The 18,253-nt window shown below is 71.9% G+C and carries 9 protein-coding genes; all 9 read left to right on the plus strand.

What is annotated here, in order from left to right; genetic code table 11:
• Positions 1-128 precede the first annotated feature (128 nt).
• Genes RWS82_RS09470 through RWS82_RS09510 form a run of 9 tightly spaced genes read left to right on the plus strand, consistent with a single transcriptional unit; the run spans position 129 to position 18,230 of the window.
• Positions 129-6,212 (plus strand): Ig-like domain-containing protein, encoded by a 6,084-nt coding sequence (locus RWS82_RS09470; protein WP_314649293.1) that lies wholly within the window; start codon positions 129-131, stop codon positions 6,210-6,212.
• A gap of 46 nt (positions 6,213-6,258) precedes the next feature.
• On the plus strand, positions 6,259-7,230 hold the full coding sequence (locus RWS82_RS09475; protein WP_314649296.1) for a MoxR family ATPase: 972 nt from the start codon (positions 6,259-6,261) through the stop codon (positions 7,228-7,230).
• The gene (locus RWS82_RS09480; protein ID WP_314649298.1) at positions 7,230-8,492 is read left to right on the plus strand and encodes a DUF58 domain-containing protein; all 1,263 of its coding nucleotides are present in this window, start codon (positions 7,230-7,232) and stop codon (positions 8,490-8,492) included. The genes RWS82_RS09475 and RWS82_RS09480 overlap by 1 nt, the downstream gene beginning before the upstream one ends.
• On the plus strand, positions 8,489-10,906 hold the full coding sequence (locus tag RWS82_RS09485; RefSeq protein ID WP_314649299.1) for a transglutaminase-like domain-containing protein: 2,418 nt from the start codon (positions 8,489-8,491) through the stop codon (positions 10,904-10,906). The genes RWS82_RS09480 and RWS82_RS09485 overlap by 4 nt, the downstream gene beginning before the upstream one ends.
• Positions 10,903-12,402, plus strand: a complete 1,500-nt coding sequence (locus RWS82_RS09490) for an RDD family protein (RefSeq protein WP_314649302.1) — start codon at positions 10,903-10,905, stop codon at positions 12,400-12,402. The genes RWS82_RS09485 and RWS82_RS09490 overlap by 4 nt, the downstream gene beginning before the upstream one ends.
• Complete coding sequence (locus RWS82_RS09495) at positions 12,399-13,214, plus strand: protein phosphatase 2C domain-containing protein (RefSeq protein WP_314649304.1); 816 nt, start codon at positions 12,399-12,401, stop codon at positions 13,212-13,214. The genes RWS82_RS09490 and RWS82_RS09495 overlap by 4 nt, the downstream gene beginning before the upstream one ends.
• Entirely contained in the window at positions 13,214-14,920 is a 1,707-nt protein-coding gene (locus tag RWS82_RS09500) for an FHA domain-containing protein (RefSeq protein WP_314649307.1), read from the plus strand. The genes RWS82_RS09495 and RWS82_RS09500 overlap by 1 nt, the downstream gene beginning before the upstream one ends.
• Positions 14,917-16,596 carry a serine/threonine-protein kinase gene (locus RWS82_RS09505; protein ID WP_314649310.1) on the plus strand — a complete coding sequence of 560 codons (1,680 nt, stop codon included), beginning with the start codon at positions 14,917-14,919 and terminating at the stop codon, positions 16,594-16,596. The genes RWS82_RS09500 and RWS82_RS09505 overlap by 4 nt, the downstream gene beginning before the upstream one ends.
• Positions 16,593-18,230: an RDD family protein gene (locus RWS82_RS09510; protein ID WP_314649313.1), complete on the plus strand. Its 1,638-nt coding sequence runs from the start codon at positions 16,593-16,595 to the stop codon at positions 18,228-18,230. Before RWS82_RS09505 ends, RWS82_RS09510 begins: the two co-directional genes overlap by 4 nt.
• Positions 18,231-18,253 lie beyond the last annotated feature (23 nt).

The raw sequence follows: 18,253 nt of genomic DNA on the forward strand, positions 1-18,253 counted from the left end.
AGTCCCCCGAAGTGGGGAACTCTCCCCATGTTTCGGTATTCCAGGCGCGGTTAGGATGACAGGGTGCGCCGTGCGGCCCCAGCCGACCGGCAGGGTGCCGAGCACGGGCACGTGGGGGGAAACACCGGATGAAGGCGATGTCGTGGATGCGCTCGCGCCCGAAGACGCTCGCATCCGCCGCGGGCGTCACCGTCGGAGTGGTCGCGATCACCACCATGGCCTTCGCGTACGAGGGCTTCCCCACCACGAAGGTCGATCTCAACGACGGCGGCGTCTGGATCACCAAGACCTCGAGCCTGCTCGTCGGGCACTTCAACCACGAGTCCACCGTGCTCGATGGCGGCCTGCGCACCACGGGTGACGACTACGACATCCTGCAGGATGCGACGAACATCCTCGTCGTCGACGAGAACGCCTCCACCGTCACCGCCGTGGACCCCTCGCGTGTCTCGCTGGGCGACTCGGCCGCCGTGCCCGCCGCCGCGAAGATCGCCCTCGGTCACCACACGACCGCCATCCTCGACGAGCAGACCGGCGAGCTCTGGGTCCTCCCGGTGCAGGGCGTCTCGGGCTTCGAGCCCGAATCGCAGGATCCGGTGGCCGAGCTCGGGGCCGACGCCGATGTCGCCGTCGCGACCGACGGCACCGTGTTCGGCCTCTCGTCGGAGCGCGGCGAGATCGTCACCGTCCCCGTCGACGCCGAGGGTGAAGCGCTCGAACCCTCGACGGCGTCGCTCGGCGACGACGGCACGTCGTCCGAGGCGAGCATCACCGCCGTCGGTGCCACCGCCGTCGTGCTCGATCCGGCCGCCGGCGTCGTGACGACCGCCGGTGGACTGCGCACCGAGGTCGGCGGCGCCGGCGATGCGGTGCTGCAGCAGGCATCCGCCGAGAACGACGCGGTCGCCGTCGCGACCGCCGACGGTCTCGTGACCGTGCCGCTCGACGGCAGTGAGCCGACCACGGTCGACGCCGGTGCATCCGGCACCCCCGCGGCCCCGGTCTACCTGCGTGGCTGCACCTACGGCGCATGGGCCGGCTCGGCGACCTTCATCCGCGAGTGCCCCGGCAGCGCGAACGACGTCAACGCCACGGTCGAGGGCGCGCAGGACTCCGCGAGCCTCGTGTTCCGAGTGAATCGCGACGTCATCATCCTCAACGACGCGGTCGGCGGGGCGGCTTGGCTCGCCGACGAGAGCCTGCAGCGCGTCGACAACTGGAACGACCTGACTCCGCCGGAGGGCGAGACCGAGAACGAAGACGACTCCACCGAGGTGACCGTCGAGACGACGCTGCCCGAGCGCAAGGAGGAGAACACGCCCCCGATCGCCGAAGACGACTCCTTCGGTGTGCGCCCCGGGGTCACGACGATGCTCCCGGTGCTCGACAACGACAACGACCCCGACGGCGACGTGCTCGTCGCCACACTGGCCGAGAGCCAGCCGTCGATCGGCACCATCCAGCAGGTGCAGAACGGTGGGGCGCTGCAGATCGCGGTCGAGGAGGATGCCTCGGGATCGTCGACGTTCACCTACGAAGCCGAAGACGGCCGCGGCGGGAAGGACACCGCCACGGTCACGCTGACCGTCTACGAGGAGAGCATCAACACCGCCCCCGTGCCGAAGCGCAAGACGTCGCTCACGGTCGAAGAGGGCGGCACGATCTCGTACAACATCCTCCCCGACTGGATCGACCCCGAGGGCGACGACGTCTACCTGAAGGACGTCGTGCCCGCGCCGGGCGACGAGGTCGACTTCAGCACCGACGGCCAGATCACCTACAAGGCGACGGCGAGCGCGCAGGGCCGCAAGGAAATCCAGGTCACCGTCGCCGACGGCAACAACGAGACCGCGACCGGGTCGATCTCTCTCGACGTGCGGCCCGAGGGGTCGACCAAGCCCAAGACGAACGCCGATCACGTCGTCACGCGCGTCGGCGAGCAGGTGACGATCGCCCCGCTCGCCAACGACACCAGCTCGGGCCGCGAGCCGCTGCGTCTGGGGCGCGTGAACGAGACGCCCGGTGCGACGATCGTCCCGGACTTCCAGAACAAGACCTTCACGTTCACCGCGCAGAGCCCCGGCACCTACTACGTGCTGTATCTCGCGACCGCCGGCCCCGAGAACGGCGAGGGCATCGTGCGCGTCGACGTGCGCGAGGAGACGGCGAGCGACCTCCCGCCGGTCGCCGTGCGCGACGTGGCGCTCCTCCCCACCGGCGGCGACGTGCTCGTGGGGGTGCTCGCGAACGACATCGACCCCGGCGGCGGCATCCTGGTGGTGCAGTCCGTGTCGATCGAGGACGACTCCGGCATCTCGGTGTCGGTCATCAACCACGAGACCCTGCGCATCACCGATCAGGGATCGCTCACCGACCAGGCGCGCATCACCTACCGCATCTCGAACGGATCGAAGTCGGCAGAGGGCGAGGTCGTCGTCATCCCGATCCCGGCGTCGGACGAGATCCTGCAACCGGTCGCCAACGCCGACACGGCGGTGGTCCGCGCGGGCGACGTCGTCACGATCCCCGTGCTCGACAACGACACGCACCCGAACGACGACGTGCTGCACGTCGCGCCGGAACTCGTCGAGGCGCCCGACCCGGAAGACGGCGAGGCGTTCGTCTCGCAGGACACGGTGCGGTTCAAGGCCGGCCCCGAGGCGAAGACCGTGTACCTCACGTACGACGCGGTCGACTCCCGCCAGCAGAAGGCGGCGGCCTACGTCACGATCCAGATCCTCCCGGTCGACGAGGAGACCAACGCGGCCCCGCGTCCGCAGGACCTTGTGGCGCGCGTGCTGGCGGGTTCGACGGCGAACATCGCCGTCCCTCTCGACGGCATCGACGCCGACGGCGACTCGGTCGAACTCATCGACATCGCCAGCAGCCCGTCGAAGGGCCGCATCACCGAGACGGGGCAGAACTACTTCTCGTACGAGGCGTTCGACGACTCCACGGGGGTCGACGTGTTCAAGTACCGGGTGCGCGATCGGCTCGGCAAGGAGGGCATCGCCACGATCCGCGTCGGCATCGCCCCGGGCGAGCAGGTCAACCAGGCGCCGTACGCGGTGAAGGATGCCGTGGTCGTGCGTCCGGGCCGCGAGATCGCCGTGCCGGTCATGGAGAACGACTCCGACCCGGAGGGCGACAAGATCTCGCTCGTCGAGGACGGACTCGAGGTGCCCACCGATCTCGGCATCGAGGCGCGCGTCTCGGGCGACCGCGTGCTCGTGCAGGCTCCGGATCGCGAGTTGGAGACCTCGCTGCAGTACACGATCGCGGATGCTCGCGGTGCGACCGCCACCGCGGCCCTGCAGATCACCGTCGACGACGACGTGCCGTTGCAGGCGCCCATCGCCCGTGACGACCGGGTGCGACCGACCGATCTCACGGAGGGCACGCTCCGGGCCGACATCGAGATCCTCAAGAACGACGAGGACCCGGACGGCACCACCGACCGACTCGACGTGACCCTCGGCGAGGGGGCGACCGCGCTCGAGAACGGCAAGGTGCGGGTCGAGGTGGGCGAGGAGATGCAGCTGATCCGCTACACCCTCACCGACCAGGACGGGCTCGAGGCATCCGCCTTCATCTTCGTGCCGGCCGAGTCGGAGCTGCGCCCGATCCTCGACTCGACGAAGCCCATCGAGGTGATGAGCGGCGAGACCAAGGAGATCCCGCTCTCGAAGTACGTCACGGTCGCCGGGGGCGGAACCGCCCGCATCACCGAGCACGGCAAGGTGAGCGCCGTGCACGCCAACGGTGCCGACCTGGTGCAGGACGAGACGACGCTGGTGTACACCTCGGCCGACGGCTACTTCGGGCAGGACGCGATCACCTTCGAGGTGACCGACGGCACGGGCCCCGACGACCCCGAGGGCCGGAAGGCCACCCTGAGCATTCCGATCAACGTGCTGCCGCCCGACAACCAGCAGCCCGAGTTCATCGGCACGGAGATCGCCGTGGCGCCGGGCGAAGACCCCACGGTCGTCGACCTCGCCGCCCTCACCACCGACCCCGACCCCGAAGACGCCGACAAGCTGCAGTTCCGCTACATCAGCGGAGCGGGCAAGGGCATCAGCGCGCGCACCGACGGGAGCGAGCTGCTCGTCGAGGCGTCGTCGAACGCCGAGAAGGGCGCGACGGCATCGCTGACCCTCGAGATCACCGACGGGACCACCGAGCCGATCGAGGGCACCGTCACCGTGAAGGTCGGCGCATCGACCCGTCCGCTGCCGACCGCCAACACCGACACCGTCTCGGAGGCGAACCAGGGCGAGAGCATCACGGTGCCGGTGCTCGCGAACGACTTCAACCCGTTCCCCGACACCCCGCTGAAGCTCATGACCGCCGCGACCGAGTCGGGCTCCGGCGGTGCCGCCGTCAAGGGTGACGACGTGGTCGTGACCCCGGCCGCGGACTTCGTCGGAACGATGGTCGTGCGCTACCGCATCCAGGACGCGACGAAGGACCCCGAGCGCGAGGCGAACGGACAGATCGTCGTGACGGTGCAGGGAGTGCCGGATGCTCCGGGCGCACCGACCGTCACGAGCGTGCAGGACCGCACCGTGGTCGTTTCGTTCGGCGCCCCGTCGAACAACGGCGCCGAGATCACCAAGTACACGGTGCGCTCGGTGAGCGGCAACGCCTACTCGAAGGAGTGCAGGTCGACCACCTGCACCCTCGACGGGCTCACGAACAACGTCGAGTACAGCTTCCAGGTCACGGCGACGAACCGCGTCGGCGAGTCCGACCCGTCCGGCGCGTCGGCCGTGGCGCGCCCGGATGCCCGCCCCGACACCCCGAACCCGCCGACCCTCGCCTTCGGCGACAAGTCGCTCAAGGTGGCGTGGACGACGCCCACGACCCCCGGTTCGCCCGTCGAGCGCTACACGCTCGAGATCTCGCCCGCGCCGCCCTCCGGTGTGACCCAGAAGGAGGTCACCGGAAACTCGATGACCTGGGAGGGTCTGGAGAACGGCTCGAACTACCAGGTACGGGTGCAGGCGCACAACCGCGCGCCCGAGCCGTCGAGCTGGAGCGGGTGGTCGGCATCCGAAATTCCCGCCGGCCCGCCGATGCCCGCCGCGGCGCCCACCACCGCCGAGATCCCCGGCGTGGGGTCGCAGGCGCAGATGCAGGTGCGCTGGCAGCCCGGCAACGCCAACGGCGACCCCATCGACGCGTTCGAGCTGCAGGTCTACGAGGGGTCGACCCTGCGCAGCACCCTCACCCCGGGTGCCGGTGCCACCTCGCAGGCCGTCACGGTGCAGACGTCGGAGACGGCGTACACGTTCCGCATCCGCGCGCACAACAAGGCCGGGTGGGGCGAGTGGAGCCCGATGTCGGCCCCGCGCCGCGGTGTGAACAAGCCCGGCGCGCCGTCGCTTTCGTCGGTGAGCCCGGGCGACCGTGCGCTGACGCTCGCGTGGACCCCCGGTGCGCGCAACGGCGCGAAGACCACCGAGATCCAGTACCAGTACTCGCTCAACGGCGGGAACTGGGCGGCCATGCCCGGTGACAACGTCGTGCGCGGTCTCTCCAACGGGCAGAACTACAACGTGCGGGTGCGCGGTGTCGCCACCGTCGATGGAACCCAGTACGGCGGCGACCCCTCGAACCAGGTCGCCGGCAACCCGTACGGTCCGCTGCGCAATCCCGAGGTCTCGGCGAGCCAGAACCCGACGAGCGTCACCTTCGCGTGGGATGCGCGCCCGGCGGCGAACGGGCGCGACATCAGCTCGGTGCGCATCCGCATCGACGGCGGCGGCTGGCAGGGCGTCAATGCGACCGGCAACCGCACGGTCGGTGACGGGTACAGCCAGAGCCACACCATCGACGTCGAGGTCACCGACGCGGCAGGGCAGCGGATCGTGCGCTCCGCGCAGCAGTCGTCTGGTCCCCGCCCCGAGCCGCGCGCGTGGGTCACCTCCACCGGCGACGCGAACGGCCAGCCCAACTGCAGCGACGGCACCTGCGCCTACTTCTACGTGACCGGACGCAACTTCCCCGCGAACACGAGCATGTACCTGCAGTGCGCCAGCAACGCTCCCGTCCCGTACGGCGGCACCTTCGGCGGACGCACCGTCACCACCGACGGCAACGGCAACCTCGATCAGCAGATCGGCTGCTACCTGGGTATGCGCCGGGGCACGATCGAGGCGTGGGTGGTCATCGACGGCAAGGCCTACGAACACCGCGTCTGGCAATGACCCCGCCGCGCGCACCCGCCCCCCGAGAACGAGGAACGACACACCCATGACCATGACCCCCGAACAGGCCGCCTGGTTCCAGGGCACCTTCCAGCGCCTCGTCGAGAACGTCGACAAGGCGGTGCAGGGCAAGCAGGAGATCGTCGGCCTCGTGATCTCGGCGATGCTGGCCGAGGGCCACGTGCTGCTGGAGGATGCCCCCGGCACCGGTAAGACGAGCCTCGCCAAGGCGCTCGCCGCCACGGTGAAGGGCACCAGCGCGCGCATCCAGTTCACCCCCGACCTGCTTCCCTCCGACGTCACCGGCGTGACGATCTACGACCAGCAGCAGCACCGCTTCGAGTTCCACAAGGGACCGATCTTCGCGTCGATCGTGCTCGCCGACGAGATCAACCGCGCGTCGCCGAAGACCCAGTCCGCGCTGCTCGAGGTCATGGAGGAGTCGCGGGTGACCGTCGACGGCGTGACGCACGAGACCGGCCGCCCGTTTCTCGTGATCGCGACCCAGAACCCCATCGAGCAGGCCGGCACGTACAAGCTGCCGGAGGCGCAGCTCGACCGCTTCCTCATCAAGACCTCGATCGGGTACCCCGACCTCGCGGTCACCGAGAGCATCCTCGCGGGGGCATCCGACCGCAACCCGTCGGCCGGGCTGCCCGCGATCATCACCACGAGCGCGGTCGCCGACATGGCCGACCTCGCGGCCACCGTGCACGTCGAGCCCGCGGTGCTGCGCTACGCCGCCGAGCTCGCCGAGGCGACGCGCGGCGACAGCGCCATCCGCCTGGGCGTCTCGGTGCGCGGAGCGATCGCCATGATCCGCATCGCGAAGGTCTGGGCGGCGGCGCACGGTCGGCACTTCGTGCTGCCCGACGACATCAAGGCGCTCGCGCGGCCGGTGTGGAAGCACCGCCTGCTGCTCGACCCCGAGGCCGAGTTCTCGGGCACGACGAGCGAGACCGTGATCGCCCGGGTGCTCGAGACGGTGCCCGCACCCCAGGCGCGAACGGCGGCCTGATGACGACGGAGGCCCTGCAGACGGCGTCGCCGACGACGGAGCGCGACGCCGACTGGCGTGACGTCGCCGCCGTCCTCGGCGCTCGCGCTGCCGCGCGCCTCCGCACGATCGCCGCGGCGATCCGCCCACTCGCCTGGGTGCTGATCGGAGCAGCGGTCGGATGCTGGGTCCTCGGGCAGGTGGCCGGATGGTGGGAGTTCACCATCGTCGGGCTCGTCGTCGCTCTCACGCTCGCCCTCTGCGCGCTGTTCCTCATCGGGCGCACGGCCTACGACGTGTCGCTCGACCTCGCGCGCACGCGCGTCGTCGTGGGGGAGCGGGCCATCGGCGCCCTCACGCTCGCCAACCGCGGCACCCGCGCGATCCTGCCGTCGCGGGTCGTGCTTCCGGTCGGTGCGGGGCGCGGGGAGTTCGGCATCCAGCGGCTCGCGCCGGGCGCCAGCGCCGAAGAACTGTTCGCGATCCCGACGCAGAAGCGCGGTGTGGTGAAGGTCGGGCCGGTGAGCGTGGTGCGCGGAGACCCGCTGGGGCTCTTCGAGCGGGCCCATCGCCGCGACGACCCGGTCGACCTGTTCGTGCACCCGCGCACCATCCTGTTCGACGGCCAGTCGCTGGGCTTCCTGCGCGACCTCGAGGGCATGCCCGCCACCGACCTCTCCCGCGACGACGTGTCGTTCCACGCGCTGCTCGAGTACCAGCCGGGCGACGATCTGCGCCACGTGCACTGGAAGTCGACCGCCCGCACCGGCACGATGATGGTGCGCCAGTACGAGGAGACCCGGCGGTCGCACTTCGTCATCGGCCTCTCGCGATCGTCGGGCGACTACGCCTCGGTCGACGACTTCGAGCTCGCGATCTCGGTGGCGGGGAGCATCGGCCTGCGCGCGCTGCGCGATTCGCAGCGGGTCGACGTGCGCGTGCAGGGGCGCGAACTCGCGTCGGGAACGGGCAAGCAGCTGCTCGACTCGCTGTCGGCGGTCGAGGATTCGCGCCCCCGCGAGGGCGGCATCGCCGATCTCGCGGGCGTCGTGGCGCGCAACATGCCGCTGGCCAGCGTCGTCGTCCTCGTCTGCGGGGGGCGCGTGCCCGCCGAGGACCTCCGGGTGGCGTGCTCGCGCCTGCCGTACGGCGCCCGCGTGCTCGCCGTCGTCACCGACACCTCGACGCCGTCGCCCGCGCTTCGGCGCATCGGCGACGCCGACGTGGTCACCGTCGGAACCCTCGAACAGCTGCCGCTCGCCCTGCAGAAGGTGCTCGCGTGAGCGCGCCCGCCGTCTCGCCGCCCGCGCTTCCGCTGCGTCGGTGGCTGCTCGACCTCGGCGCCACGGGCGTCGTGGTGGCCGTCATCCTCCTCGGCTTCTGGCCGACCTTCGCCGGCGGATCGTTCCTCCCCGCCGCGATCGGCGGTGTGCTGCTCGGCCTCGCCGTCGCCGGGCTGTGCGCGTGGCGACGGTGGGGCATCCTCCCCATCGCCGGGCTCACGGTCGCGGTGTACTTCGTGTTCGGTGGCGCGCTGGCGCTGCCCGGCACGACGATCGCCGGGTTCGTGCCCACGCTCGAGACGCTGCAGCGGCTCGCGCTCGGCGTCGTGACGGCGTGGAAGCAGATGCTGACCACCGTCGCGCCGGTGTCGGCCGCCGACGGGCATCTGCTCGTGCCCTTCCTCCTCGCGCTGGTCGGCGCCGTCGTCACCGCGTCGCTCGCCCTGCGGCTGTCGACCGTGGCCTGGGCGCTGATCCCGGCCGTCCTGCTCTTCGTCGTCGTCATCGCCCTCGGCACGCCCGAGCCGGCGTTCCCCCTCGTGCAGGGCATCGTGGTCGCCCTCGTCGCGGTCGTGTGGCTGGCGCTGCGGCAGCTCTGGGCGCCGCAGAACGCCGCGATCTCGGTGAGCGACATCGATCCATCGCGGGCGGCCCGCATGCGTCTGCGTCGCATGCTCGCCGGCGCCGGCGTGCTGGCGATCGCGGCCGGTGCGGGGATCGCCTCGTCGGCGGTCGCGGTGCCGGGCGAGACGCGGCATGTGTTCCGCGATGTGATCATCCCGCCCTTCGACATCCGCGACTACCCGAGCCCGCTGCAGTCCTTCCGCAAGAACACCCGCGACCTCGACGAGAAGACGCTGTTCACGGTGCGCGGTCTGCCGGAGAAGGCGCGCATCCGCATCGCCGTCATGGATCAGTTCGACGGCATGGTCTACAACGTGACCGACGGAGGGCCGGGGTCGTCGAGCGCGTTCACCCCGTTGCGGTCCGACATGGCGCCGGACGCCGAGGGGCTTCCAGTCACGCTGCAGGTCGAGATCGGCGAGTACGCCGGGGTGTGGGTGCCGGATGCCGGTGCCGTCGACGAGATCGAATACACCGGCGACCGCGCAGAAGAACTGCGTCGGGGCACCTTCTACAACGCCGAGACCGGCACCGCCGTGGCGACCCCGAAGCTCGGGGCGGGCGACACCTACACGGTCGACACCGTCATCCCCGGCGAGATCGAAGACGACCGGCTCGCCGAGGTCGCGTTCGGCAACGTCGCCCAGCCCAAGCAGCGCAACGTGCCGGAGGAGCTGACGTCGCTCGCCGCCGAGACGATCGCCGACGCCGAGAGCCCGATCGAGCAGGCGAGGGCGTTGGAGACCATGCTCGCCGACGGCGGCTTCTTCAGCCACGGGCTCGAGGGCGAGGTCATCTCGCGCGCCGGACACACGGCCGAGCGCATCTCGACCCTCGTCGGCGGCGACCAGATGATCGGCGACGACGAGCAGTACGCGGTCGCGATGGCGCTGCTCGCGCGGGAGGTCGGCATCCCCGCCCGCGTCGTCATGGGGTATTACCCCGACGAGGAGGATGCCGGCGACGCCGAGTTCGCGGCGACCGGCGACGACGTGCACGCCTGGGTCGAGGTCAACTTCGAGGGCGTGGGGTGGCTGCCGTTCGACCCGACGCCGCCCGAGGATCAGGTGCCCAACGACCAGAACACGAAGCCGCGCGTCGACCCGAAGCCGCAGGTGCTGCAGCCGCCGCCCCCGCCGCAGGAACCCGTCGACCTGCCACCCACGCTGCCCGACGACCGCAAGGCCGAGGACGAGACGCTCAACCTGCTCGGCATCCTCGGAGTCATCCTGGCGATCGGAGGCGTGACGCTCGCGATCCTCGCGATCCTCGCGTCGCCGTTCATCGTCATCGCGGCGTGGAAGGCGGCGAAGAGGCGTGCGCGGCGCACGGCCCCGCGCCCCAGCGACCGGATCAGCGGAGGGTGGGACGAGCTCGCCGACCGGGCGGTCGACTACGGCGCACGGCTCCCTGCGGGTGCGACCCGCGTCGAGGAGGCGTCGGCGGTCGTCGGCACGCTCGGCGTGCCGCGCGCGGCCACGCTCGCGCAGCGCGCCGACATCGAGGTCTTCGGACCCACCGAGCCCACGCCGGAAGACGTCGACGCCTTCTGGAAGGAGGTCGACGAGATCGTCGGCGGCCTCGGTGCGGAGGCCGGGTTCTGGCGGCGCTGGAAGGCGCGCATCAACCTGCGGTCGTTGCTCGGCGGCACGGCCGTCTCGCAGGCCGTGCAGAACCTCCGGGATGCCGCGACGGCGCGCGTCCGCGACACGGGCGCGCGCGGACGCCGCGAACCTGGCACCATCGAGAACAGCACCCCCGCCCCCGCCCCCGAGAGCGAGACCCCATGACGATGCTCCCCTTCGGCCAGATCGCGCCGATCTCCCGTCGCGCGGTGGCGTATCTGATCGATGCGGTCATCGCGGGCGGCCTCGCGATCGTGCTCAGCGTCGTGCTGGCTCTCGTCGTCTCGTTCTCCGGCGGTATCGAAGCGTCGCTGGTCACCCTGGCGGTCGGCGGTCCGGTCGTCGGCCTGCTGCTGCTCGGGTGGTTCGTCGTCTACACCTGGATGCAGTCGGGGGCCGGGTCGATCGGCATGCGGGCGCAGGGGCTCCGACTCGCTCGCGAGACCGACGGAGCGCCGCTCGGGTTCGGCCGCGCGCTGGTGCGCAACCTCATCTTCGGGCTGGCCGGCGGGATCGTGGTCGGCTACTTCACGCCGCTCTTCGACGGCTCCGGCCGTTTCCAGGGCTGGCACGACAAGGTGGCGAAGTCGGTCGTGCTCGATGCGCGAGCCGCACGCAGCGGGCATGCGGCGGGCGCGGCCCCGAACGCGCGCGAGGCCGCGCGCGGCGCCGACCTCCGCACCTTCCCCGCCGGCACGGGCGCGGCCGCGCCGACGATTCCGGGGCTGGCGCAGCCGGCTCCGACCGGTGCGGCTGACCCGCAGGAGTCGCGCTTCGCGGCCCCCCAGCCACCGACCGCACAGCCGGCGGCCGCCCCGCCGTGGCCCGGCGGCGGGCATGTCCCCGCGCCGGCCGCGACGCCCGCCCCTGCGGCGCCCTTCCCGTCAGCGGCGGCGCCGGCGTTCCCCGCCGCCGCTCCGGCCGCACCGGTGGGCACCGACGACGATCTCATCGCCTTCGTTCCCGGCATCACGCAGGATGCTCCGCCGCGACGTGCCGCCCCGGCCGGCCCGGCTCCCGAGGCTCCCGAGGCTCCCGCCGCGCAGGCTCCGGCCGCGCAGGCTCCGGCCGCGCAGGCTCCGGCCGCGCAGGCTCCGGAGATGCAGGCTCCGGCGTCCCCGCAGGCTCCGGAGGTGCAGGCCCCCGCCCCCCAGGCTCCGGAGGCGCAGGTCCCGGCGTCCCCGCAGACTCCGGCCGCGCAGGCTCCCGCGGCTCCGGCCGGCGACCCGTGGGCGGCGCCGTCCGCGGCCGCGCCCGCCGCCGCCTCGGCGCCCGAGGTGTCGCCCGGGCCGGCGTCGGGCGACATCGACATCGAGTCGACCCGCATCAGCATCCCGGGGCACCGCCTCGTGCTCACCTGGGACGACGGCACGCGCACGCCGGTGTCGCGGCGCACGATCTTCGGCCGCAATCCCGCCCCCGAGGAGGGTGCAGCGGTGGTGGCCGTGCGCGACGAGACGCTGTCGCTCTCGAAGACGCACTTCGAGGCCGCGGCCGAGGTGTCGGGCGGCTGGGTGCTCGACCGGCACTCGACCAACGGAACGACGATCGTGCGCGACGGGCAGCGGCTCGCGTGCCCTCCGGGCCAGCGGGTGCCGGTGCGTCTGGGTGACGCGATCGAGATCGGCGACCGCATCGTGACCATCGGCGGTTACGCGTGAGGCCCGGTCTGGTGGTCTCGGCCGGCGCCGCCACGCACGCCGGTCTGCGGCGCGCGCTGAACGAAGACGCGTATCTCGCCTCGACCCCGGTGTTCATCGTGGCCGACGGCATGGGCGGCCACGAGGCCGGTGATCGCGCCAGCGCGGCGGTCGTCGCCGAGTTCGCGCACTGCGTCGGGCGGCCGGCCCTCGAACTCGACGACGTTCGGGGAGCCCTTGAGACGGCTCGGGCGCGCGTCGAGGAGCTCTCGACCTCGGGCAGCGGCCGCGCGGGAACGACACTGAGCGGAGTGGTCGTCGCGACGGTCGACGGAATGGGCTACTGGCTCGCCGTCAACATCGGCGACTCCCGCACCTACCGTCTGGCCGACGGCGAGCTCGAGCAGATCACGGTCGACCACTCGGTCGTGCAGGAGCTGATCGACGCGGGCGAGCTGTCGCCGCAGGATGCGCTGCACGACCGTCGACGCAACATCATCACGCGCGCCATCGGCGCTTCCAGCACGGGCGACGCCGACTACTGGATGTTCCCGGCCGAACTCGGCGATCGCATGCTCGTGTGCTCCGACGGCTTGACCTCGGAGGTGTCGGATGCGCGCATCCGGGAGATCCTCACCACGACGCCCGATCCGCAGCGCGCCGCAGATGTCCTGATCGACGCGGCTGTCGAGGCGGGCGGTCGCGACAACATCACCGTCGTCGTGGCCGACGCCGTGTCGGTCGCCTCGCGGCCGGGAACGCTGTTCGAGACCGACGACGACATCGACATGGACACGCGCCCGCGCGAGGCCGCAGCAGGAGGGGTTCGCTGATGCAGACCATCTATCGACCGGGACACTGGCACCTTCTCGTGATGCCCGGGGCGCTCGTCGCCTTGCCGCCGGACGCGCCCGCCGAGATCGTCGCGAGCCTGTGGGAGCGTCTGCCCGCGCGCAAGACCCTCGCGACCGTGATCGACGTGCTCACCACGCAGGCGGGATCGTTCACCGCGTTGCCGCCCTTCGCGGCGGCGGTCGCCGAAGGGTCGGACGTGCGCATCGCGCTGCGCGGCGGTGTCTCGGCACGGGTGACGGCCGCCGACGGCGCGCACGAGCTCGACGGCGCCGAGGTGACGACCTGGAGCGAGCGATTCGTCGGCGGCGCCACGCGCGTGGAGATCACGGTCGAGGCGGTCGATGGTGAGGTGCGTCTGCCGGTGCAGACCGGGGTCGTTCAGGCATCCGCCGTCAGCGCGGAGCTCGAGTCGGCCGATGCCGCGCCCCTGACCGGTGCCCTCGGGCCCGCTCCGGTCGTCGCCGCGTCGGCGGACGGCATATCGGCATCTGTGCTGTCGGGTGCGGCGGTCCGACTCGCGAGCTTCGCGGGCACGGAGGCCTCGACGTCTCTCGCAGCGGCGACGGCATCCAGTGCCGCAACCGGGCCGGATGAGGATGAGCAGTCGAACGACTCCACCTCCACCCCCGGCGACGATTCCGTCACGGGGGCGGCCGGCGTGCGCGACGAGTCCGACGCAGACGCCGCGATCAGCGCGCCGCTGCTCGGCGCGGTGCCCGTGCCGCCCGCGGATGCCGACGTCGCCGACGCTCCCGCCGTGAGTGACGCCGCCGTGAGTGACGAGAGCGACGCGACCGACGAGACCGACGAGACCGACGCGACCGACGAGAGCGACGCACCCGACGCGGCCGCCGCGAGCGACGCACCGGATGCGAACGATGAGTCCGACGCATCCGACGCATCCGGCGGATCCGGCGCATCCGACGCATCCGACGTCTCCGGCGCATCCGACGCACCCGGCACCGTCGCCTCCGCAGACGACGACGCGGTGCCCGCCGCCCCGGCGTCCGCGCCCGACGCGCCGACCGAGCAGCTCGACGAGGTGCCCGTGGTCGCCGAGCTCGTCGCGCCAGAGGTCGACGGCGTCACCCTGATCCCGACCGAGGCGACGCTCGCGGCCAGTGACGACGACTTCGATCTGCTCTTCGGCGACACCGTGCACACCGCTCCGCCGGTGCCGCGCATCTCGGCTCCGCCCGCGCCGCCCGTCCCGTTCCCGACGCAGGGCGACCACGACGGTTCGACGATCTCGGCCGACGAACTGCGTGCGATGCGCCAGCAGCCCGCCTCGGCCGACGAGACACCCACCGCGGTGATCCCCGTCGCCGACGTGCCCACCGCCTCGGCGGGGCGCATCCGGGTGTCGTCGGGTCAGGTCGTGGCACTCGACCGCACGGTCATCATCGGTCGTCGTCCGCGCTCCACGCGCGCCAGCGGCGCGAACCTGCCCCACCTCATCGCGGTCGAGAGCCCGCAGCAGGACATCTCGCGCAGCCACCTCGAGGTCCGCCCCGAGGGAGACACCGTGGTCGTCATCGACCTGCACACCACCAACGGCTCGACGCTGCTGCGCCCGGGTGCCGACCCGGTGCGTCTGCACCCGGGGGAGCAGACTCTCGTGCTCACCGGCGACGTGGTCGACCTCGGAGACGGCATCACGATCGCCTTCGAGGACCTCCCGTGAAACGACCGCCGTCCTCGCCTCCCGTCCTCCCCGGTTTCACGTACGTCGAGCCGCTGGGCGCGGGCGGGTTCGCCGACGTCTTCCTGTACGAGCAGGAGATGCCCCGCCGACGGGTCGCCGTCAAGGTGCTGCTCGCCGACCGGCTGTCGAGCGGGGCGGCACAGGAGTTCGCCGACGAGGCGAACGTCATGGCGATGCTGTCGACGCATCCGGCCATCGTCACGATCTACCAGGCGGGCGTGGCGGGCGACGGTCGGCCCTACCTCGTCATGGAGTACTGCCCTCGCCCCAACCTGCAGACGCGATCGCGCAAGGAGCCGTTCTCGGTCGCCGAGGCGCTGCGCGTGGGCGTGCAGGTCGCGGGTGCCGTCGAGACCGCGCATCGTGCCGGCGTGCTGCACCGCGACATCAAGCCGGCGAACATCCTCGTCACCGAATACAACCGTCCGGCTCTGACCGACTTCGGCATCGCATCGACCACCGGTGCGACGACCGAGGCCTCAGGCATGTCGATCCCGTGGTCGCCGCCCGAGTCGTTCGCCGAGCCGCCGCGCAGCGGACCCCGGTCGGATGTCTGGGCGCTCGGCGCCACGCTTTTCACCCTGCTCGCCGGGCGGTCGCCGTTCGAGCGCCCGGGCGAGCGCAACTCCAGCGCCGACCTCATCGAGCGCATCGAGCGCGCGGCCGTGCCGCACCTCGGCCGCCCCGACTCGCCCGAGAGCCTGCAGCGGGTGCTCGAGCGGGCGATGGCGAAGAACTCCGACGACCGTTATCCGAGCGCGGTGGCGTTCGCGCGGGCGCTGCAGAAGGTGCAGATCGAACTGTCGCACTCGGTGACGCCGATCGACATCGTCGACGAGCATCCGCACGCCGACGAGCTCGAAGACGACGACGACGGACTGACCCGTGTGCGCGAGGTCGTGAGCATCGACCCGGATGCCTCGGCCTTCACCCGCCCGTCGGCCACGACGCAGAAGCACGTCGGTCAGCCCGCCCCGGCGGTTCCGCGCTTCGACCCTGCGCCGGCGCAGCCGGTGGACGATCGCACCGAGGTGCGCGGGCCGGTCGTTCCGACGCCGCCGACGGTCGACGACGAGCCGACGCTCCTGCGCCCGCCGCAGGTCGTCTCGCCGGCGGGTCCGCCCGCCCCGGGGTTCGCGGCCTCTTCGGCGCCGCCGGCACCCGCGTACGCGACGGCCCCCTCGTACCCGACCGCTCCTCCGCACGCGGGCGCGGCCTCGTCGCCGGCGTCGGCCGCTCCACCCCGCCGCCGCACCGGTCTCTGGGTCTCGCTGATCGCGGCCGGCGTGGTGGTCGTCGTGGTGGCGGCGATCATCGGCCTCAATCTGCTCGCGGCGGGCATCCGAAGCGATCCTGCGCCCGAGGCATCCGAGACGGCAGAACCGCAGGATGTGGTGCCCGACTTCGTTCCCGCGGTGTCGGAGCCGGCGGGTGTGCGCGAGGGTGCCACGGTGACGTTCACGTGGGAGAATCCCTCGCCGGAGGAGGGCGACAGCTACCTGTGGCGAGACGTGTACTCGGACGATCCCGACGCACAGCGGCAGACCGATGTACCGACCGTGACGGTCGAATCTGCGGAAAGGGTGTGTATCGACGTGATCTTGCGGCGTGCTGACGGCCGGGCCTCCGAACCGATGCGAGGATGCGTCGGATGATCTGGGAGATCGACGAGAAGACCGAGACGATCGAGGGGCTCGACGCCTCCGGTCGGCCCGACCCTGCGTATGCGACGGCGCTCGGTCTGCTGCGTGCTCCGCTCGGGCGGCGAGCGCTCGCGTTCGTGATCGACGGCGGCATCTGGATGCTGCTGCAGCTGCCCCTATGGATCGGTGCGGTGCCGCTGCTGGTGAAGTTCCTGAGCGGGTCGATCTCGGCCTACGGCCTTGTCAACCACCCTGACTTCGTGCTCGCGATCGTCATGGCGTCGGTGTCGACGCTTCTCAGCCTCGTGTTCCTGGTGGTGCAGCTGATCCTGCACGGACTCAAGGGGTGGACGATCGGCAAGAGGCTCCTCGGCCTCCGCAGCGTCAACGTGCGCACCCTCGAACGCCCGCGGGTCGGGGCAGTGCTGCTGCGGTTCCTGCTCGTCGGCGCGGCCGGCATCGTGCCGGTGCTCGGTACCGCGCTCATGCTCGCGTCGCCGACCTTCGACCCGGAGCGGCGGGGTCGCGGCCTGCACGACAAGGCCACGGGGGTGTGGCTCGTCGACGTGCGCAAGGGACTCAACCCGTACGACGAGAAACGCATGCGCGTCGCTCGCAAGATGGTGAAGGCCGATCCGGCCCCCGAGCGGTCGGCGCTGCCGTCTCTCGCGACCCCCGTCGACCCGTCCGCCGGCCCGGCGTACCGCCCGGGCAGTCGCGTGAGCGCCGGCGTGCTCGGCGTCGCCCGTCCGTACGACCCCGATGAGCGGCCGACCGTCGGCCTGTCGCTCGCGACCCCGTCGACGCCCCCGGTCTCGGCCGAGCCGGTGCCGGGCGAGACCGGCAAGCCGGTGCTCGGCGGGTACCGCGCGGTGCAGGCCGAGCGTGAGGCGATCGACGCGGTGGGGGCGGATGCCCTCATCGAACCGCTCCCCGCCGACCCCGCCGTGCCGCTCCCCGCGATGCCGCGGCCTGCTCCGGGCGTCGTGCGCGCGCCGTCGGAGACCCCCGACCCCTACGCGCTGCCCGACCCGCTCGCGCCTGCGGCGGCGCAGGTTCCCTCTCCGACTGCTCCCGTGTCCCCGTCTTCGGCGCCCGCGCCTGCGGCTCCGGCTCCTGCGGTTGCTGCGCCTGCTGTCCCTGCGCCTGCAGTCCCTGCGCCCGCCGCTCCCGCTCCTGCCGCTCCCGCTCCCGCCGCTCCGGCTCCTGCCCCTGCCGTTCCGGCCCCTGCGGCTCCCGCGCCTGCGGCTCCGGCGCCTGGCGTCCCCGCGCCCGCGGCACCTGCGCCTGCGGTTCCTGCGCCCGCGGCTCCGGCGGCGCCCACCGGTTTCGGGCTGCGTCTCGACACGGGCGAGAGCATCCGTATCGATGGCCCGATCCTGCTCGGGCGCAACCCCGACGCAACGCCGCATCCTGGTTCCCGCGCGATCCCGCTGCCCGACGACACCCGTTCGCTGTCGAAGACGCACCTGCTCGTGCGTCCGGTGCCGGGTGGTCTCGAGGTCGTCGATCTGCACTCGACCAACGGCTCGGCACTGAGTCGCAACGGGATCGACATGGCGATGCCTGCGGGCACCGTGGTGGCGATCACCGCGGGCGATACGATCCGCCTCGGCGACCGCGTCTTCGCGGTGATCGCGGTATGACTGCTTGTGAACGACGGATGTCC

Source organism: uncultured Microbacterium sp., assembly GCF_963528945.1.
In the GTDB taxonomy this organism is placed as follows: domain Bacteria; phylum Actinomycetota; class Actinomycetes; order Actinomycetales; family Microbacteriaceae; genus Microbacterium.

Coding starts and splice junctions, on each gene's coding strand:
- RWS82_RS09480 (WP_314649298.1), top strand. CDS start 7,230: ATGACGACGGAGGCCCTGCAGACGGCGTCGCCGACGACGGAGCGCGAC.
- RWS82_RS09500 (WP_314649307.1), top strand. CDS start 13,214: ATGCAGACCATCTATCGACCGGGACACTGGCACCTTCTCGTGATGCCC.
- RWS82_RS09510 (WP_314649313.1), top strand. CDS start 16,593: ATGATCTGGGAGATCGACGAGAAGACCGAGACGATCGAGGGGCTCGAC.
- RWS82_RS09475 (WP_314649296.1), top strand. CDS start 6,259: ATGACCATGACCCCCGAACAGGCCGCCTGGTTCCAGGGCACCTTCCAG.
- RWS82_RS09470 (WP_314649293.1), top strand. CDS start 129: ATGAAGGCGATGTCGTGGATGCGCTCGCGCCCGAAGACGCTCGCATCC.
- RWS82_RS09490 (WP_314649302.1), top strand. CDS start 10,903: ATGACGATGCTCCCCTTCGGCCAGATCGCGCCGATCTCCCGTCGCGCG.